Genomic DNA, 19,893 nt, shown 5'->3' on the forward strand with positions numbered 1-19,893 from the left:
AGAATTTGAATTGATTGAATTTCTAATTACAAAAAACGAGGAATTCAAAAGATTTACTACATTTGAAAATTAAAAAGTTAAGATTTGATAATAGTTAATTAATTATTAATAATATTATTTTGTAATTGTACATCTTTGTAACTTTGCAACTTAAAAAAAAAGATTATGTTTGGAATTGGTGGGGGCGAATTAATTTTTATAATGTTTGTGGTTCTAATGCTTTTTGGTTCTGATAAAGTTCCGGAAATTGCCCGTACGATGGGCAAGGCGATGGCGCAATTGAAAAATGCCACAAACGACATAAAAAGTGAAATCCAAAAAGGAGCCGATGCTAATGGCTTCGACCAAAAAATGTTAAGCGATTTGACTAATAATATCACTTCAGAAATCAATAGTGTCAAATCAAATTTACTTGGAGATACAAATGTATTGAGCGGAATTTCGAGTACTTTTACTTCAGAGATAAATAAAACCAAAAGCGATTTACTGGGCGAAACAACAACCTCTATTACTGAAGTTTCAACTACAGTTAGTGTAGAAATTGACAAGTCTAAAGACAATTTAATAGCCGAAACAATTCCTGAAACAGAAGAAAGTGTTGGTCCAATAAAACGTAAAAAATAATGTTGGAGAAAATACTGTCGCTTGACGAAAAATTATTTATTTACTTAAATGGTCTGGGCTCCGAAACTTATGATGGACTTTGGTTGTTAATTACCAAACAAATCAATTGGCTTCCGCTTTTTATTTTATTGTTATATTTTATTTTAAAGAAATTAGGAACGAAACAAACCTTGTTTTTGCTTTTATTTGTGGCAACCTTATTGCTTTTTACAGACCAAATCACCAATTTATCTAAAAACGGATTTCAAAGGCTTCGACCATGCAATAACCTAGCAATAAACTCTTTTATAAGAGTTGTGCAAGTTCGGAAATCATTTAGTTTTTTCTCTGGTCACGCTGCAAACACAATGGCAGTTACTACATTTTTATACCATATATTAAAAGACAAATTTAAATATTTTGGGCTTTTGTTCTTGTGGCCATTAATCTTCGCTTATAGCAGGATATATCTGGGATTGCATTATCCATTAGATATTATTTGTGGGTATTTATGTGGAGCAATATTAGGATTTTTGATGTTCAAGGTCTATCGAATAGCTCAAAAAAGAAATTTCCCGATTTAATAGTATTGCTAGGAACAAACATCTAAAGAATTTACAACACTCTACTTACAGTTAATCCATCTCTAATAGGCAATAAAACACTTTCTACTCTGGGGTCATTTTTTAATAATTGATTGTATTCCAGAATGATTTTTGTACTCAAATCGTTCGGTTGTAAAGGTTCAAGAACTTTTCCGCTCCACAAAACGTTATCCGAAAGTATAATTCCTCCTTTGTTCATTTTTTGAACAATCATTTCAAAATAGTGGATGTAATTTTCCTTGTCAGCATCAATAAAAACCAAATCAAATTTCAAGTTTAACTTTGGAATAATCTCCAAAGCTTCACCAAGATGTTGTACAATTTGGTTTCCCCAAGGCGATTTGTCAAAATATTTTCTTTGAAAATCTACCAATTCTTCCTTAATGTCAATCGTATGAAGCATTCCGTTTTCCTGCATTCCTTCGCACAAACACAATGCTGAATATCCAGTATAAGTTCCAATTTCGAGAATATTCATTGGGCCAATCAGTTTTGAGAGCATACTCAAAACGCGTCCTTGAAAATGTCCGCTCAGCATTCGGGGCAATAAAACTTTCTGATAAGTTTCTTTGTCCAAAGCAGCTAGTAATTCCGGCTCTTTCTGTGAATGTTGCTCAATATAATCTTCTAATTCTTGGGAAATGAAATGCATTTTTTTAATTTTTGTCAAAGTTATCAAATTATCAAATCAACACACGAGCATTTATGCGAATTGATGAAATAAATCGACAAATAGTCATTAAATTTGCACCATGCAAATCGAAAAAAAAGATATTAGAGCCTTATCCAAAGAACAATTAAGAGATTTTTTTGTTGCCAATGGCGACCAGGCCTTTCGTGGTAATCAAGTTTACGAATGGTTGTGGAGCAAAGGAGCGCACAGTTTTGAGGATATGACAAATGTTGCAAAAGCAACTCGCACTATGCTTGAAAACAATTTTGTAATCAATCACATCAAAGTGGATACAATGCAGCGAAGTGAAGACGGAACGGTAAAAAATGCAGTTCGTTTGCACGATGGGTTAGTGGTAGAAAGTGTTTTAATTCCAACAAATACCAGAACAACAGCTTGTGTTTCTAGCCAAGTGGGTTGTAGCTTGGATTGTAATTTTTGTGCAACTGCACGATTAAAAAGAATGAGAAATCTGGAGCCCGGAGAAATTTATGACCAAGTAATAGCTATTGACAAAGAAAGTCGCTTGTATTACAATCATCCTTTGTCAAATATTGTTTTTATGGGAATGGGTGAGCCACTTATGAATTACAATAATGTGATGAAAGCCATCAAAATGATAACCTCAAACGAAGGTTTAGGAATGTCGCCCAAACGGATTACGGTTTCGACTTCCGGTGTGCCAAAGATGATAAAAAAACTGGCCGATGATGAGGTCAAATTTAAACTCGCCGTTTCTTTGCATTCTGCAATAGACGAAATTCGTTCTCGAATTATGCCTTTTAGCGCTAATTTCCCTTTGGCTGAATTGAGAGAATCATTGGAATATTGGTACAGGAAAACTAAAAGTAAAATTTCTTTCGAATATGTCGTTTGGAAAGGGATTAATGACAACAAAGAATCGATTGATGCATTAGTGAAATTCTGTAAATATGTTCCTTGCAAAGTCAATTTAATAGAATACAATCCCATTGATGATGGCGAGTTTCAGCAAGCTTCTGAAGAAACAATTAACGCTTACATAAAAGCACTTGAAGCTAATGATATTGTGGTAAAAGTGCGCAGAAGTCGTGGAAAAGACATTGATGCAGCCTGTGGCCAATTAGCAAATAAAGAAGTATAAAAAACGTCCAGAGATAACAATCTAAACGTTTTTTATGCTTTAAATGTACGGGCTATTTTTTAAGATGAATTTCTTTTACAACGCCGTTAACGGTAATAGTTGCAAGATCATCACAATCTCCTTTTCCGTAATCAAGTGTAGCTTTTCCATCATTTTTCATGATTTCAATAACACCAGAAACCGGGAAAGGCATTTTGCAACCCATATTAATTCGAAGCGGGGTTTTTATGGTACTAGTATATTTTTCACCGTTAGGAAAAGTTGTAATATTATATCCCCAAATTAAGAAAACGTTGTCCTCCCAATTATTGATAGAAGTTATTCCTTCAATCATTTCTCTAACTCGAGTTCCTATTCTGGTATAAATTTTACCATCAGGATATGTAATTTTTATATCTATTGAATGTGTAGTAACAGGGTGTATTGCAGCTAATAATTCAGTGCTTTTAAGTTCGCGAATAATTGTTTTAGTTCCTTCAATCAACTTGCCATTATGGTAAAATCCTACCAAAGTATAAGTGATGGTTTTTATTGGAATTGTAAAATCTTTTGTAAAACTAATAATGATTTTTCCTTTCACAATATTTCCGTTATGCAAAGCACAACCTTGAGTCCCAAAATCAATAGTTTTTGTATAGGTATCATTGGTTAAAACAGTGGTAATTGTAGCACAAGTAGGCAAGATAGTAACCATTCCCATACTTGTTTTGGCAGTCATGCTTTTTTGTATATCAAATTGGTCTTCTGCAATAATGGAAACATCATCTATTGAAGCATCAATTTCTGAATTGGTAACTGCAACATCTGATGTTATTGCTGCTGTTGTTTGATTAACAGGTTCATTAGTATTACATCCAATAAAAAATGTAATCGAAACCAATGTCACAAATAATAATTTTTTTGTTTTCATAATAATTTTTTTTAAGGTTTCTATCTTTGATAGAGAAATTAATAAAAGGTTTGAATAGGGCTATCAAATTTATGTAAAAAAATGCAAAATATTTGAGTTGTTCTCTTAAAATCGATGAACTACACATTTTCAGCTAATTATTATTTGTTTAATAATTAATTGTTTAAGTGTCAAAAGCATTAAAAAATCGTAAAAAATTCATATTATCTTATTTCATTAAGAAGTTTTTAAAAGAGGGATAATCAGATAGAATAATTCAAAATCATTTTAATTCATAATAGAATAATTCAAAAGACACTTTCATTTACCGTAAATGGATAACGTTGTTTTATTCGAAAATGGTATATTTGAAATCGAAATGAATATTACTTCTCAAATAAAACAGCCTATTTTTAACGAAATGGAACTTTTTGAAAAAAAGTTCTATGAATCGATGACTTCAAAAGTGGCTTTACTGAACAGAATCACTTATTATATAGTCAATCGAAAAGGAAAACAAATGCGTCCTATGTTTGTTTTCTTGACTGCAAAAATGGTTTCTGAAGGAATTGTAAACGAAAGGACGTATCGTGGCGCATCAGTAATTGAGTTGATACATACTGCTACTTTGGTTCACGACGATGTGGTGGATGACAGTAATCGCCGAAGAGGCTTTTTTTCGATTAACGCTCTTTGGAAAAATAAAATTGCCGTGCTTGTAGGAGATTATTTGCTATCAAAAGGGTTGTTACTTTCCATAGATAACGGAGATTTCGATTTGTTGCGAATTATCTCTGTTGCCGTGCGCGAAATGAGTGAAGGCGAATTACTCCAAATAGAAAAAGCCAGAAGACTAGATATTACTGAAGATGTTTACTACGAAATCATCCGAAAAAAGACCGCTACTTTAATTGCGGCTTGTTGTGCTTTGGGAGCAAAATCGGTTATTGAAGATGAAATCCAGGTCGAAAATATGCGAAAATTTGGAGAACTTATCGGAATGGCTTTTCAAATTAAAGATGATTTATTTGATTATACCGAGGAAGCTATTGGTAAACCCACAGGAATTGACATCAAGGAACAAAAAATGACTTTGCCTCTTATTCATGTTTTGAATAATTGTACTTCAAAAGAAAAATCCTGGGTTATTAATTCCATCAAAAATCACAACAAAGACAAAAAGAGAGTAAAAGAAGTTATTGCCTTTGTGAAAAATAACAACGGGCTACTTTATGCCGAACAAAAAATGGCACATTTCCAGCAGGAAGCTCTTTTACTTTTGGAAAATTATCCAAAATCTGAGTTCAAAGACGCTTTGACTTTGATGGTGAATTATGTTATTGAAAGGAAAAAATAGAATTTCCCCAAATAATTTCCTGTGTTAACCATTGTATAAATTGACTTTTATTGATTTTAATTTTTTTGGTCAAAAAATTTTACAAATAAGATGCAACCTTTTTGCATCGTTAGTCGTCTATACAAATAGAATGCTGTTATTAGAAAATTTAATATATGACTCAAGCCAGATCGGCAAACAGGCATAACAAATCCTAAATCTAAAATGACTGTAATTAATTTACATCAAGAAGAAAATGAGATCATTCAATTGGCGGTCGAGAACAATCGACAAGCGCAACGAAGGATTTATACACAATTTTCTCCAAAAATGTTAGGAGTTTGTCGCCAATATATTAAAGATATTCATCAGGCCGAGGACATTATGATTACGGCTTTTATGAAAGTATTTGCTAATTTAAATGGATTTGAAAACAAAGGTAGTTTTGAAGGTTGGATTAGACGGATAATGGTAAACGAATGTATTTCATTCATCAGAGTTCAGAAGAAAGTAAATTTTATTGAAGACGAAAATTATTCAGAAGAAAGTTTTAACAATATTGAAAGTCAGCTTTCCTTAGAAGATATCCAGTTTTTAATAGACAGTTTGCCCGATGGCTATAAAATGGTATTCAATCTTTTTGCCATTGAAGGATACAAACATCGTGAAATCGCCACTATGTTGAGAATAAATGAGGGAACCTCAAAATCACAATTATCTCAGGCGAGAAAAATGCTACAAGGCCAGATTAACAAGTTAAAAAATTATGAATATGGAACCGAATAAGCTTGAAAATCAAATTAGAGAAAAGCTAAATAATCGAAAAATTAATCCTTCGGAAGCAGCTTGGGATAGATTGGATGCGATGTTAACCATCAACGAAAAACCAAAACTCAGGTTGATTTGGTTTTATGTAGCGGCTAGTGTTGCAGGGTTTCTGTTGGTTGGAACTATTTTTTTTAATCAAAAAGAAAGCTCAATTGATGGTAGTAAAAACAATGTTGTAATTAATGATAAAATTCAAAAGGACAGTTTAAAAACAAAAGATAAATCAATAATAAATGAGCTTGATTATTCTAAAGCCATTTTGAAACAAGAAACAAAACCTTTGGTACAGATATATAAGAAAGAAGAAAGCAATATTAAAAATCAAACAATTAAAGGTCAAGAAGAAGTTGTCGCTGAAATTCAACCTTTCAGCCAAAACGAACAAATTGTAGTAAATAAAAATACAATTCGGACTGATATTGATTCCTTACTTGCTTCAGCTTCAAAACCGAATCCAGATATTAAAAAATCATTCATAAAAATAAATTCAGCCACGCTTTTGGGTCAGGTAGATGGGGAATTACAAGTTTCATTTCGAGAAAAAGCATTAAAAACCATAACTAAAAAATATAAAGAAGCTAAAGAAGCTTTGGCTAACAGAAATAATCAATAATCATCATCAATAATCAAAAAACGAACAATTAAAATCTTTAAATTATGACTAAATTTATCCTTTATCTAACAGTGTTAATTCTTCTTTTTGCAAGTAAAATACAAGCACAAGCCACAAGCCATAATGGCGAACAGGTGAAACAAGCCTTTGATAAACAGGCAAATGATATTGCCTCAAACATTAAAAAGATTACAAAAGAAGAAAAGTCAGCTCTAAAAATCGAAGTAGAAGCGGTAAATGTAGAATTGCAAAATGGCAAAATGACTAAAGAAGAAGCTTACGCCAAGAAACAAAAACTTGCAGAAGCCAGAGCTAAAAACATTGAGGCAAGAGTGGCGGTCGAGCAAGAAAATCTTAAAACTTTAGTTCAAAAGCAAGTTGACGGAAAAATTACAGAGACTGATTCATCTAAAACTATAGTAATTCATTTAGATAATAAATTTTGTTGTAATAATAAAAATAAACCAGAGAAAAGAACTACTTCGCAGTTTGTGTTGGCTTTTGGAGCTAATAATTTGGTTACAAATAGTGCAGTTGCCAATTCCGATTTCTATTATTGGCAGTCTCATTTCTTCGAATGGGGATTTACTGAGAATACAAGAATTTTTAAAAACCATAATTTATTACATTTTAAATATGGTTTCTCAGTGATGTATAACAATATTTCTGCAACGAAGAATCGCTATTTTGTGCCTGACGGTAATGGTCAAACTAATCTTGAGGTGTTTCCTTATGAATTAGAGGATTCTCGTTTTAAAAATGTTTACTTAGTCGCACCCTTGCATTTAGAATTTGATTTCTCTGGGAATAAATCAAAATTTGGTAATTCCAGTTTTTCTACACATCAAGGGGTTCGCTTCGGGATAGGAGGCTATGGAGGTTTTAGAATTAAGTCAAAGCAAAAATTGTATTACCATATTGACGATGATAAAATACGGACAAAAACCAAAGGAAATTTCAATGCCAATGATTTTATTTATGGTGTGAGTACTTACCTAGGCTACAAAGAAACCAGCTTGTATTTGAAATATGATTTAAATACATTATTTGAGAATAATGTGGCTAATCAAAACAATATTTCGCTTGGCGTTCGTTTCGATTTCAATTAAATTTTGTTGAATTAGTTTGATGCAATATAAGGTGTTTCAGGAATGAAGCACTTTTTTGTTTTTTAAATCAAAATTTATATTTTTGATTTACGTATTTTTACAGTTTTCCAATAATTAAATTTTTCAACATTAATTGATTTCAAAAGCCACCATAGATATTGTTTTCGAAACTGCTCGTGTTGAGGAGGTTATTGGCGATTTTGTGCAATTAAAACGTGCGGGAAGTAACTTCAAGGGACTGAGTCCTTTTTCTGATGAGCGTTCTCCGTCATTTATGGTTTCGCCTGCCAAAGGAATTTGGAAAGATTTCAGTTCTGGAAAAGGCGGGAATGCCGTGGCTTTCTTGATGGAACATTCCCATTTTACTTATCCGGAAGCCATTCGATTTTTGGCAAAAAAATATAATATCGAAATTGAAGAAACCGAACAAACGGATGAAGAGAAAATTAATACAGACGTTCGCGAAAGTATGTATTTGGTTTCTGAATTTGCAAAAGATTATTTTCACAACACACTTTTACATTCAGAAGAAGGTAAGGCTATTGGGCTCTCTTATTTCAAAGAACGTGGTTTTACCAGCGAAACAATAAAGAAATTTGCTCTTGGATATTCTCCCGAAGTTTGGGATGCTTTTACCAAAGAAGCTCTCGGGAAAGGCTATAAATTAGAGTTTTTAGAGAGCACAGGATTGACAATTCCTAAAGATGACAGACCCTTTGATCGATTTAAAGGTCGGGTGATGTTTCCCATCCAAAGTATGTCGGGAAGAATTTTGGGTTTTGGAGGAAGAATTTTGGGCAATGATAAAAAAGCAGCAAAATACCTCAATTCCCCCGAAAGTGATATTTACCATAAGAGCAAGGTTTTGTATGGGATTTTTCAAGCCAAACAATCCATTGCTAAACAAAATAATTGTTATTTAGTTGAAGGTTATACAGATGTAATTCAGTTTAATCAAGCTGGAATAGAAAACGTGGTGGCTTCCTCAGGAACAGCCTTGACACCAGACCAAATCCGTTTAATCAATAGATTGACAAAAAATATAACCGTTCTTTTTGACGGTGATGCTGCAGGATTGCGCGCTTCCATTCGGGGAATAGATTTGATTCTAGAGGAAGGAATGAACGTAAAAGTTTGTGCTTTTCCTGACGGAGAAGATCCAGATAGTTTTGCCAAGAAAACGCCTTACGAAGAATTGGTCAAATATTTAGACGAAAATTCTAAAGATTTTATTCAGTTCAAAGCATCACTTTTGATGAAAGATGCCAAAAATGACCCAATCAAAAAAGCCGATTTAATTCGGGATATGGTCGTGAGTATTTCGAAAATTCCAGACAGAATTCAGCGCGAAATCTATATTCAGGAATGTTCCCGAATTATGGATATTTCCGAGCAAGTTCTTGTTAGTACATTGGCACAATTGGTTCAAAAAGATGTTGCTGACATTGGAAAAAAACAAAAGCAAGAGCAAAAAGATAAAGCTTTTGATGTCGTAAAAAATAACGCTCCAATTCAGGTCGAAAAAATTGATATTCTTTATGGTTTAGAAAGAAAAATCATAGAAATTCTTTTGTTGTACGGAAACAAAACAGAAGAGTTTGAGGACGTTCTTTTAAAAACAAATAGCGATGGTGAAATTGAAAATGTGATTGAAAAAAAGCAATACAAAGTGTTTCAAAGAATTTATTTGAGTTTACAGGAAGATGAGGTTGAACTGGCAAATCCTTTATTCAAAGACATATTTAATAATTTGATAAACTATTATCTTCAAACTGAAAATTTTAGTATTGAACATTATTTAATGCATTTACAACCTGAATTTGCTCAGGAAGTGACAGATATTTTGATGGAAGACGAAAGAGTCGCTTTGCATAACTGGGAAGGTCAAAGTATCTTTCCAAAGACTAAAAATGATTCCATTAGCCAGTATGTTTCTGAAACTATTCTAACATTGCGTTGGTATTTAGTAGATAGAATTATTGAGGAAATAAAAAACTCAATATCCTCAGAACCAGATTCTGATAATATTGAGCATTTATCTATGGCAATGGATTACTACAAATTAATTAATTCTTTTTCGAAAAAATTAGGAAGAGTAATGTCACGCTATAATTAAACTATTTCCAGTGTTTTGGCTTTATTTACCAAATCCACTAAATTAGTGACATTTAATTTTTGCAATAATCTTAATTTATAAGTACTAATTGTTTTTTCGTTAAGCCCTAGTATTTTAGAAATCTCGTTATTTTTCTTACCATCACTTAAATAGCGCAAAACTTCCACTTCACGGTTAGAGAGTTTACGATACAAACGGTCACTTTTATTTTGTTTAGCAATCAGCGCAAGATTTTTCTTAACGGTTTCGTCTATGATGATCTTTCCTTGATGCACTTTAATAATTGCCTGGCCTAAAGTTTCTAATTTTTCTTTTTGAGAAACAAATCCTGAAACTCCAGCTTTTATTGCGTTTGGCGCATATATTTGTTCTGAAAGGTCGCTAAATATGATGATTTTTGTTTTTGGAAAATTTTTCAAAATATTTTTAACTTCAAAAATACTAGAAAGACCTTCTAATTCCAGATCCAAGATTAAAACATCAATCTCCTTAGTAAGGAGGATGTCTCTTACCATTAAAAAATTCCCAACATTGGCAACAATTGAGATATCATCGTGGTCTTTAAAGTAGGATTTTACCCCAAAATGCACGACGGGATGATTATTTGCTAAACAAACTTTTATCATAATATTAAATTTTTGAATTGTCTATGTTTTATTAACAAGTAAAGTTAATAAAAAAATCTGAAATATTTCTAATATTATTAGAAATATACTACTTAAATTCCTTTGAAATCTTACAAACCGGAATTTCTCTCATTTTATGCTGATTAATGCTGTTTAATCGCCTATAAATTTCAAGAACATTTCTTTCTCTTCCAGAGTAATCTTCGGGAACTTTTCCTTTTTCAACCTCAAGCATGGCCCATTCCAGTTCATCATAACTAGCACCAATTTGGTCTTCATCAGTTCTGTCATCTCCAAATAATCCATCGGTTGGCGAAGCTTCTAAAATTGAAACCGGGATTTTTAAATATTTACCCAAAGCATATACATCGGACTTCATTAAATCCGCTATTGGGCTTAGATCAACTCCGCCATCTCCATATTTTGTATAAAAACCAACACCAAAATCTTCTACCTTATTCCCTGTTCCTGCAACCAACGAACCTTGAATTCCTGCAAAATAATATAAAGTGGTCATACGTAATCGTGCCCGAGTATTGGCCAAAGATAAATTTACCTTGTCTGAAACTGCCACACTTGGAACAATGGTTTTGAAAGTTTCAAAAAGCGAAGTTAAATCTGCTTCAATATTGGTTACGTTTGGAAACCGTTTTTTCAATTGTTCAATATGTTCACGACCTCGACTTACGTGACTTGGAGCCTGATGAATAGGCATTTCTACACACAAAGTGGGTAATCCGGTTTGTGCACAAAGTGTTGAAGTAACTGCTGAATCGACTCCGCCGGAAATCCCCACAACAAAACCATTAACTTTTGCGTTTTCCGCATAGCTTTTTAACCAATTGACAATATATGTATTTACTTTTTCAACTTGAATGGTGCTTTTTTTAGGCATAATAGATTGGGTTTTTAAAAAGTAGGAATTGTATATTTGCAAAAATAATAATTTTTAGAAGCTATTCCCGCTATTCATTTTAATCTTTTCCTTTTTGCAAAAAAGAATCAGATTTATATCGTTATAGTGAATAAATAAAATATAATGAGAAGAATAATTTTTATAATTGCTGTAACATTTGCTTTTAGTTCTTGTGAAAACAAATCAAAAGTCGAAAAAGCAGTCGAAAAAATTCCGGTAGAACTTAAAGTAGAACGTTTTGATGAACTTTTTTTTGAAAATTCTCCAAAGGATTTGGATAAATTAAAAAAAGAATTTCCATTTTTTTTCCCAAAAGGAACTCCTGATAGTGTTTGGTTAGAAAAAATGCAAAATCCGCTTTGGAGAGAATTATATACTGAAGTTCAAAAAAAATATTCAAATTTTGAACCTGTAAAAAAGGAGCTTACAACTCTTTTTAAACATATAAAATACTATTTCCCTAAAACTAAAACCCCAAAAATAATTACTGTAATCTCCGAAATGGATTATAATAACAAGGTAATTTATGCAGATAGTTTAGTGATTATTTCTCTGGAATTGTATTTGGGAAAAGAACATAAATTTTATCAATTCCCTAAGTATTTGAAACAAAATTTCGAGCAAAAACAAATTTTGCCTGATGTAATTTCGAGTTTTTCTACACAAAAAATAATACCAGTCTCAGAGAAGAATTTATTGAGTCAAATGATTTATTTTGGAAAACAACTGTACATAAAAGACATTCTTTTACCTGATTATTCAGATGCTGACAAAATGGGATACATGCCAGAACAAATCAAGTGGTGTGAAGAAAACGAAAGCTATATGTGGCGCTATTTTCTTGAAAATGAAATGCTCTACAGCGACGATCAAAAACTGAATATTCGTTTTATCAATCCAGCGCCATTCTCTAAATTTTATCTAGAAATTGACAATGAATCCCCAGGGAGAGTTGGAGCCTGGATAGGCTGGCAAATGGTGCGATCTTTTATGAAAAACAACGAAGTGTCCCTCCAGGAAATGTTGAAAATGAATGCTAAAGAATTATTTGAAAAATCTAAATATAAACCAAAAAAAAATGTCGAATAACAACACATCAGAAATAAAAATACAAATCGAATTAGATGAAAATCGAATTCCCGAAAAATTATCTTGGGCTGCGGTAGAAGGAGGTGTAAATCTCGAAGAGGCTAAAGCTTTTATGCTCTCGGTTTGGAACAGTGACGAAAAAACAACAAAATGTATCGAATTGTGGACTAAAGACATGTCTGTCGAAGAAATGAAAATTTTCTTTCATCAAACTTTATTGTCTATGACCGAAACTTTTCAACGTGCAACAGGCGACGAAAAGATGTCAGCAACAATGCAAGATTTTTGCGATTATTTCGCGGAGAAATTAGAGTTGAAGTTGAAATAAAAAGCTCAATAAAAAATCCCAAACCCAATTTTAATTATTTGGAATTTGGGATTTTATATTTTTTTAAAACTCATTATTGTTCTTAAAAACTTCCTGATTTACTTCCTCAATATAGCTTAAAACATCCTCTTTTCCTGTAGATTCGGTTGCTGAGGTTACAAAATACTGAGGCATTTCGGCCCAGTTGTTAGCAAACATTTTCTTTTTGTAAGCTGCAATATGGGAGTCAATTTTCACTTTGCTAATTTTATCTGCTTTTGTGAAAATGATGCAAAAAGGAATTTCACTTTCACCCATATAAGCCATAAACTCGATGTCTATATTTTGTGCTTCGTGACGAATGTCAATAAGTACAAAAGCACAAACGAGTTGTTCTCTTGTCTCAAAATAATCCGTAATAAATTGCTGAAAAACGGATTTTGTTTTCTTCGAAACTTTGGCGTAACCATAACCAGGTAAATCGACTAAAAACCAATTGTTGTTTATCTTAAAATGATTTATCAACTGTGTCTTTCCTGGTCTTCCTGATGTTTTTGCTAAATTTTTGTGATTAGTCAGCATATTAATCAATGATGATTTCCCAACATTTGATCGGCCAATAAAAGCATATTCCGGCAAAAAGTCTTTTGGACATTTGTCAACTTCTGAGTTGCTTACAATAAATTCGGCGGTAGTGATTTTCATGATTGTTTTTTAAAGTATTCGCCAGCGTTTAGTGCGCTTTCAAATGTGTGTGTGTTAGCCAATCTTCTAGTAAACGATTGAACTCGTCTGGGCACTCCATCATAGCTGCATGGCCACATTTGTCTATCCAATATAAGGTAGCGTTTGGCAATAATTCATTGAATTCTTCGGCAACAGACGGAGGCGTAACTCTGTCATTTCTTCCCCAAATTAAACAAGTTTGAACATGCATTTTTGGCAAATCTTTGGCCATATTGTGTCGGATAGCGCTTTTAGCAATAGTTAATGTTTTTATCAGTTTTATGCGATCATTTACAGAGGCGTATACTTCGTCAACAAGTTCTTTTGTGGCCATTTTGGGATCATAAAAAACATCTTGAGCTTTCTTCTTGATGTATTCATAGTCGCCTCTTTTAGGGTAGCTATCTCCCATTGCACTTTCGTAAAGCCCTGAACTCCCTGTTAATACAAGTCCGGCCACTTTTTCGGGATACATTTTGGTGTGATATAATGCAATATGTCCCCCTAGTGAATTTCCCAACAAAATTACTCTGTCAAATCCTTTAAAAGTGATAAAATCCTTTACATATCTTGCAAAAGCTTTTACATTCGTTTTCAAAATACTTTGGGTGTAAATCGGCAAATCTGGGATAACTATTTTATAACCTCTTTCAGAAAAATAACTTGCAACGGCATCAAAGTTGCTTAAACCTCCCATTAAACCGTGTAAAACAACTATTGGAGTTCCTTCTCCAGCTTCGTAATAGCTGTATCTGCCTTCTTTCTTAAAGTATTTTTCCATACGGTTTATCGCGAATTTTCATTTTTCACAAATATAGGATTTTAAAAATAAAAAAGAATTTTTAGAGTCAAATTTTAAATGTTTTATGCTATTTATTATAAGGAATTAATAAAACTGCAAAGATTATGCTTCGAATTTTTTAGTTTTAAATTTAGGCTTTAAAACTAAATTTCTGTTGTTTTTTCCTACTGAACTTTTTCTGCAAATCAGGACTTCTTAATGACAAGTCCAAAGGAAGCTAATGTTCTGATTGTCTAAAAATTAGCCTTTCATCTTCTAAAGTGGTAAAACTTATCAACAAAGTGGTATTTTGTGGTAATTTGTGGTAATATTTTTTATATTTTTGCTCAACGTCTATTTAATTTTTTTTCACTTGAATACAATTGTAGGAACATATGAATGTAAAGTTGATGCTAAAGGAAGGTTGCTTTTGCCAGCGCCTTTAAAAAAGCAATTAGCTACTTCTCTTCAAAACGGTTTTGTTTTGAAGCGTTCCGTTTTTCAATCTTGTTTAGAATTGTATCCAATGGAAGAGTGGGATTTGATGATGCAAAAAATCAATAGACTTAACCGATTCGTTAAGAAAAATAATGACTTCATTCGCCGATTTACAGCGGGTGTAAAAGTGGTTGAAATAGATGCCTTGGGAAGATTATTGGTTCCAAAAGATTTAGTGGCTTTTGCAAGTATTTCAAAAGACGTTGTGTTCTCCTCAGCTGTAAATATAGTTGAGATTTGGGATAAAGACTTATACGAAAGATCGATAAACGGAGAAGATGTGGATTTTGCAGATTTAGCCGAAGAAGTAATGGGAAATACAAATAACGACAATGGAATATCATAATCCAGTTTTGCTTCAGGCATCGGTTGACGGGTTGAATATAAAACCCGATGGAGTTTACGTTGATGTGACTTTTGGTGGTGGAGGACATTCAAAAGAAATCTTAAAAAGGCTGGGTCCAAACGGGAAATTGTTTGCTTTTGACCAAGACGAAGATGCTTTAGCCAATGCTTTGCCTGACGAAAGATTTACATTAATCCATGAAAATTTTAGATTTATAAAAAGATTTTTACGTTTTTATGGTGTGAAAAGTGTTGATGGAATTTTAGCTGATTTAGGAGTTTCTTCTCATCAATTTGACGTTCCTGAAAGAGGTTTTTCGACTCGCTTTGATGCGGAATTGGATATGAGAATGAGTCAAAAAAATGATTTAAATGCCTATCGAGTGGTCAATGAATATGATGATGCAAACTTGAAAAGAGTTTTTTTGGATTATGGCGAACTGAAAAATGCACCGGCTTTGGCAAGAACAATTATCGAAGCTAGAGAGAATCAGCCCATTAAAACTACAGATGAATTAAAAGAAGTTTTGGCAAAATATTTACCTGAAAGAGTTCGAAATAAAATATTGGCTCAAATCTATCAAGCCATTCGAATTGAAGTCAATCAGGAAATGGACGTTTTGAAAGAATTTCTAGAACAATCATTGGAAATATTAAATCCGGGCGGAAGATTAAGCGTGATTTCTTACCATTCATTGGAAGACCGATTAGTAAAAAGATTTATGAAAAACGGCATGTTCGAAGGGGAGCCAGAGCGTGACTTTTTTGGCAATTTTTCAGTCCCATTCAAAACCATTGGAAAACTGATTGTTCCTGATAATGCTGAAATAAAAATAAATAATAGAGCTCGAAGTGCAAAATTAAGAATTGCTGAAAAGGTATAATTAGTCAGAAATAATAATGAAAAACGGAGTTTACGGCATATTAAAAGCGCGGTTTCTTATAGAAGATGATGCCATAAAAAGCTGGCGTTTTATCGTTTTTTTGATTGTTCTCGCCATTATTATGATTGCAAATACACAACGTTTTGAGCAAAAAGTATTTAAGATTGCCGAGTTGACAAATCAAGTGAAAGAACTACGTTCCGAATTTGTGGATAGACGTTCCGAATTAATGAAACTAAAAATGGAATCAACTGTTTCAGAAAGAATGGTGGAAAAACAAATTTTCCAGTCGACAGTTCCTCCAATTAAAATAAAAGTTAGAAAAGTAGCTGAAGAGAAAAATTTCTTTCAAAAATTATGGCAGTAGAAGATAAAAATATATCCTACAGAATTTATCTGGTAGCTTTCGTCGTCTTTTTGATGGCAATTGCTATTGTCATAAAATTAACAAACATTCAATGGGTTGAAGGCGATTATTATAGAAAATTAGCCAAAGAAAGAACCGTTAGAAATTTTGTAATTCCTGCCAATAAAGGAAATATTTATTCAGCTGATGGAAGTTTATTGGCAACTTCAATTCCAAATTATGAAATACGATTTGATGCTGTTGCTCCAAAAGCGGAGGCATTCGAAAAAAATGTAAAACCATTAGCCGATTCCTTGGCTCTTCTTTTGGGAAAACCAAGCGGTTTTTTTCTAAACGAATTACAAAAAGCCAGAGCCAATAAAAACAGATATTATCTTGTAGCCCGCGATTTAAGTTATACAGAATTTGTGAAAATTAAAGGTTTTCCATTATTTAAATTAGGTGCTTACAAAGGCGGAATTATTATCGAACAAGAAACCGTTCGGGAACATCCGATTGGAAAAATTGCGGAGCGAACCATTGGTTACGAAAGAAGAAATTCTAATGGGACTCCAGATGGAAAAGGAATTGAATGGGCTTACAGAAAATATCTCAATGGCAAAGACGGCAAAATTTTAAAACAAAAAATTGCAAAAGGACAGTGGAAACCTATCCGTGACGTTAACGAAATTGATCCGCAAGATGGCTATGACGTGATTTCGACAATTGATGTTTTTATTCAGGATATTGCACATCACGCCTTGTTAAAACAATTAGAAGAATATCAGGCGGATCATGGTTGCGTTGTGGTTATGGAAACCAAAACAGGCAAGATAAAAGCCATCTCGAATTTAGGGAGAGATTTAGATGGTTCTTATTATGAAACCACAAATTATGCAGTTGCCGAATCACATGAACCTGGTTCGACTTACAAATTAGTTGATTTGATGACTTTGCTTGAAGATAAAAAAATAGATACAAGTGCAGTTTTTGATAGTCACGGTGGGGTAATTAAATACTCAGGGAAATCAGTTCGAGATTCCCACACAGGGGGTTATGGAAAGATATCATTGGCACGCGGATTTGAAGTTTCGTCAAACACAGTAATGGTACAGGCTGTTTATAATAACTACAAAAATAATCCATCGGAATTCGTTAATCACGTCAATAGTTACGGATTAAACAAATGTTTAGGACTTCCAATAAAAGGAGAGGGAAAACCATTTGTTCCGCAACCAACGGACAAAAACTGGTCTAATGTTTCGCTTCCGTGGATGGCTTTTGGTTATGGAGTTTCGATTACGCCATTGCAAACCTTGACTTTTTATAACTCAGTTGCCAATATGGGTGTGATGGTAAAACCACAATTTGTTTCCGAAATCAAAGAATGGAACAGAACCATTAAAAAATATGACACAGAGGTTATAAACCCTAAAGTATGTTCGCTGGAAACTATTAAGAAGTTGAAGGCTGTTTTATTGAACGTGGTAAAAAAAGGGACAGCGGCTAAACTTTATTCTAAAGATTTTTCGATGGCAGGAAAAACAGGAACGGCTGCGGCCAACTATAGAACTAATGGAGGTGCAGATAAATATTATATCTCATCCTTTGTGGGTTATTTTCCCGCTGAAAATCCCAAATATTCCTGTATAGTTGTAGTTCATAAGCCAAACACTGCGAATAATAATTATTATGGTGTCGATGTTGCCGGGCCAGTTTTCAAACGAATTGCACAGAAAATTTTTACTGATGCGCCTTCGACAAATGAGATAAAAAATATAGACAGGAAAATATTAAAACAGGAAAATGATTATGATTCCTATTATGCAAAATCACAAAAACAACAATCATCCGTTGTTCCCGATGTAAAAGGAATGTCAGGAATGGATGCAGTCGCTTTATTTGGAAATCTAGGTGTAAAAGTAAAAATAATTGGCGTTGGAAAAGTGAAAAAACAATCCATACAAGCAGGCGAAAATTTAGATAAAAACACAACAATAACATTAGAATTATCGTGATTATTTTAAGAGAAATAATATACAAAGTCGCTATCGAAGCCGTAAAAGGTTCGACAGATATTGGTATCAATAAAATGGAATTTGATTCCAGAAAAATTGGAGCAAATGATGTTTTTGTGGCTATTCGTGGCACGATTTCAGACGGTCATAATTTTATTGAAACCGCCATTTGGAATGGTGCTGTCGCAGTTGTTTGTGATACTCTTCCTGAAACGATTACAAAAGGAATCACTTATATTCAGGTAAAAGACGCTAACAAAGCTTTGGCTTATATGGCCGCTAATTATTTTGGAAATCCTTCGCAAAAATTAAAATTAGTTGGTATTACCGGAACAAATGGCAAAACGACAATTGCGTCTTTATTGTACCAATTATTCAAAAAAGCAGGTTTTAAAGTGGGGCTGTTATCGACCGTGAAAATTATGGTTGATGATATAGAATACAAAGCCACACATACCACACCAGATTCAATTACGATAAATCATTACTTAAAAGAAATGGTTGACGCTGGAGTTGAATACTGTTTTATGGAAGTGAGTTCGCACGGAATTCATCAAAAACGTACCGAAGCATTGCATTTTGTTGGGGGAATTTTTACTAATTTATCGCACGATCACTTAGATTATCATCCCACTTTTGCAGAATACCGAGACGTAAAAAAGTCATTTTTCGACAATTTGCCAAAAACTGCTTTTGCATTATCGAGTATCGATGACAAAAACGGTCAGGTAATGCTGCAAAATACGGCTGCCAAAAAATTAACTTATGCTTTAAAATCCTATGCCGATTATAAAGCACAAATTCTCGAAAATCAATTGTCGGGACTGTTGTTGAAAATAAATGGCAATGAAGTTTGGGTAAAACTCATTGGCACTTTCAACGCTTATAATTTATTGGCAATTTATGGAACGGCGATTCAATTGGGAATGGAAAGTCTTGAAGTACTCCGATTATTATCTGATTTAGAAAGCGTTTCAGGTCGTTTTCAATTTATTGTTTCCAATTCGAATATTACAGCAATTGTTGATTATGCGCACACCCCAGACGCATTAGAAAATGTGCTGAAAACAATCAATGATATTCGTACTAAAAACGAGCAATTAATAACCGTTGTGGGTTGTGGTGGCAACAGAGATAAAGCCAAACGACCAATCATGGCAGGCATTGCCTCTGAACTTAGCGATAAAGTTATCCTGACTTCTGACAATCCAAGAAATGAGAATCCTGAAGTTATTATCAATGAAATGGAACAAGGTGTAGCACCTCAAAATTATAAAAAATCACTGTCGATTACGGATAGGAAACAAGCCATAAAAACGGCTTGTCAATTGGCTCAGCCCAATGACATTATTCTAATTGCAGGAAAAGGACATGAAACTTATCAGGAAATTCAAGGTGTTCGCCACGATTTTGATGATATGAAAACAGTAACAGAATTACTAAACCAACTCAATAAATAGAA

Annotated in this window: 20 protein-coding genes and 1 pseudogene; 15 read left to right on the forward strand and 6 right to left on the reverse strand. The window is 33.2% G+C overall.

The features are described 5' to 3' along the window. Nucleotides 1-165: 165 nt before the first annotated feature. A pseudogene (locus IR213_RS16650) lies at nt 166-486 on the forward strand (Sec-independent protein translocase subunit TatA/TatB); the annotation flags it as partial. Nucleotides 487-623: 137 nt separating this feature from the next. Continuing rightward, nucleotides 624-1,187: a phosphatase PAP2 family protein gene (locus IR213_RS12365; protein ID WP_194312619.1), complete on the forward strand. Its 564-nt coding sequence runs from the start codon at nt 624-626 to the stop codon at nt 1,185-1,187. A 31-nt stretch (nt 1,188-1,218) separates the two neighbouring features. On the opposite strand, the gene IR213_RS12370 is transcribed toward IR213_RS12365, so the two are convergent. Continuing rightward, nucleotides 1,219-1,860: an O-methyltransferase gene (locus tag IR213_RS12370; RefSeq protein WP_194312620.1), complete on the reverse strand. Its 642-nt coding sequence runs from the start codon at nt 1,858-1,860 to the stop codon at nt 1,219-1,221. Between the two features lie 100 nt (nt 1,861-1,960). Here IR213_RS12370 and rlmN point away from each other — a divergent pair, with 100 nt between their 5' ends. Then, entirely contained in the window at nt 1,961-3,004 is a 1,044-nt protein-coding gene (rlmN, locus tag IR213_RS12375) for a 23S rRNA (adenine(2503)-C(2))-methyltransferase RlmN (RefSeq protein ID WP_194312621.1), read from the forward strand. 52 nt (nt 3,005-3,056) lie between these two features. Here the strand turns inward: rlmN and IR213_RS12380 are convergent, their stop codons facing one another. Then, a complete protein-coding gene (locus tag IR213_RS12380) occupies nt 3,057-3,914 on the reverse strand; it encodes a hypothetical protein (RefSeq protein WP_194312622.1) in 858 nt (285 codons plus the stop codon). 358 nt (nt 3,915-4,272) lie between these two features. Between IR213_RS12380 and IR213_RS12385 the strand changes: the two genes are divergently transcribed. From IR213_RS12385 to dnaG, 5 genes are all read left to right on the forward strand, one after another. Continuing rightward, nucleotides 4,273-5,250 carry a polyprenyl synthetase family protein gene (locus IR213_RS12385; RefSeq protein WP_194312661.1) on the forward strand — a complete coding sequence of 326 codons (978 nt, stop codon included), beginning with the start codon at nt 4,273-4,275 and terminating at the stop codon, nt 5,248-5,250. A 204-nt stretch (nt 5,251-5,454) separates the two neighbouring features. Next, complete coding sequence (locus IR213_RS12390) at nt 5,455-6,015, forward strand: RNA polymerase sigma factor (protein ID WP_194312623.1); 561 nt, start codon at nt 5,455-5,457, stop codon at nt 6,013-6,015. Continuing rightward, nucleotides 6,002-6,670, forward strand: coding sequence for a hypothetical protein (locus IR213_RS12395; protein WP_194312624.1), 669 nt, complete (start codon nt 6,002-6,004; stop codon nt 6,668-6,670). The genes IR213_RS12390 and IR213_RS12395 overlap by 14 nt, the downstream gene beginning before the upstream one ends. A 44-nt stretch (nt 6,671-6,714) precedes the next feature. Then, nucleotides 6,715-7,779, forward strand: coding sequence for a hypothetical protein (locus IR213_RS12400; protein ID WP_194312625.1), 1,065 nt, complete (start codon nt 6,715-6,717; stop codon nt 7,777-7,779). A gap of 133 nt (nt 7,780-7,912) precedes the next feature. Beyond that, nucleotides 7,913-9,895, forward strand: coding sequence for a DNA primase (gene dnaG / locus IR213_RS12405; protein WP_194312626.1), 1,983 nt, complete (start codon nt 7,913-7,915; stop codon nt 9,893-9,895). Here the strand turns inward: dnaG and IR213_RS12410 are convergent. Then, nucleotides 9,892-10,521 (reverse strand): response regulator transcription factor, encoded by a 630-nt coding sequence (locus IR213_RS12410; protein ID WP_194312627.1) that lies wholly within the window; start codon nt 10,519-10,521, stop codon nt 9,892-9,894. The genes dnaG and IR213_RS12410 overlap by 4 nt on opposite strands. 88 nt (nt 10,522-10,609) lie before the next feature. After that, the gene (gene nadE / locus IR213_RS12415) at nt 10,610-11,416 is read right to left on the reverse strand and encodes an NAD(+) synthase (RefSeq protein ID WP_194312628.1); all 807 of its coding nucleotides are present in this window, start codon (nt 11,414-11,416) and stop codon (nt 10,610-10,612) included. A gap of 144 nt (nt 11,417-11,560) precedes the next feature. Here nadE and gldB point away from each other — a divergent pair, with 144 nt between their 5' ends. Together gldB and gldC are read left to right on the forward strand one after the other, a co-directional pair. Then, complete coding sequence (gldB, locus tag IR213_RS12420; RefSeq protein ID WP_194312629.1) at nt 11,561-12,526, forward strand: gliding motility lipoprotein GldB; 966 nt, start codon at nt 11,561-11,563, stop codon at nt 12,524-12,526. After that, a complete protein-coding gene (gene gldC, locus IR213_RS12425) occupies nt 12,516-12,854 on the forward strand; it encodes a gliding motility protein GldC (RefSeq protein WP_194312630.1) in 339 nt (112 codons plus the stop codon). Before gldB ends, gldC begins: the two co-directional genes overlap by 11 nt. 63 nt (nt 12,855-12,917) lie before the next feature. Here gldC and yihA read toward each other — a convergent pair whose 3' ends face one another. Further along, entirely contained in the window at nt 12,918-13,538 is a 621-nt protein-coding gene (gene yihA, locus IR213_RS12430; RefSeq protein ID WP_194312631.1) for a ribosome biogenesis GTP-binding protein YihA/YsxC, read from the reverse strand. Between the two features lie 28 nt (nt 13,539-13,566). After that, nucleotides 13,567-14,340, reverse strand: a complete 774-nt coding sequence (locus IR213_RS12435) for an alpha/beta fold hydrolase (protein WP_194312632.1) — start codon at nt 14,338-14,340, stop codon at nt 13,567-13,569. A gap of 373 nt (nt 14,341-14,713) precedes the next feature. Here IR213_RS12435 and mraZ point away from each other — a divergent pair, with 373 nt between their 5' ends. The 5 genes from mraZ to IR213_RS12460 are packed head-to-tail and all read left to right on the forward strand — an operon-like array spanning nt 14,714 to nt 19,891. Beyond that, complete coding sequence (gene mraZ / locus IR213_RS12440; protein ID WP_194312633.1) at nt 14,714-15,184, forward strand: division/cell wall cluster transcriptional repressor MraZ; 471 nt, start codon at nt 14,714-14,716, stop codon at nt 15,182-15,184. Continuing rightward, nucleotides 15,171-16,067, forward strand: coding sequence for a 16S rRNA (cytosine(1402)-N(4))-methyltransferase RsmH (gene rsmH / locus IR213_RS12445; RefSeq protein WP_194312634.1), 897 nt, complete (start codon nt 15,171-15,173; stop codon nt 16,065-16,067). The genes mraZ and rsmH overlap by 14 nt, the downstream gene beginning before the upstream one ends. Before the next feature lie 16 nt (nt 16,068-16,083). After that, nucleotides 16,084-16,434: an FtsL-like putative cell division protein gene (locus tag IR213_RS12450; RefSeq protein WP_194312635.1), complete on the forward strand. Its 351-nt coding sequence runs from the start codon at nt 16,084-16,086 to the stop codon at nt 16,432-16,434. Then, on the forward strand, nt 16,425-18,431 hold the full coding sequence (locus IR213_RS12455; protein ID WP_194312636.1) for a penicillin-binding protein: 2,007 nt from the start codon (nt 16,425-16,427) through the stop codon (nt 18,429-18,431). The genes IR213_RS12450 and IR213_RS12455 overlap by 10 nt, the downstream gene beginning before the upstream one ends. Next, nucleotides 18,428-19,891, forward strand: a complete 1,464-nt coding sequence (locus IR213_RS12460; RefSeq protein WP_194312637.1) for a UDP-N-acetylmuramoyl-L-alanyl-D-glutamate--2,6-diaminopimelate ligase — start codon at nt 18,428-18,430, stop codon at nt 19,889-19,891. Before IR213_RS12455 ends, IR213_RS12460 begins: the two co-directional genes overlap by 4 nt. Nucleotides 19,892-19,893: the final 2 nt, after the last annotated feature.

The organism is Flavobacterium soyangense (genome assembly GCF_015277675.1).
GTDB lineage: Bacteria > Bacteroidota > Bacteroidia > Flavobacteriales > Flavobacteriaceae > Flavobacterium > Flavobacterium soyangense.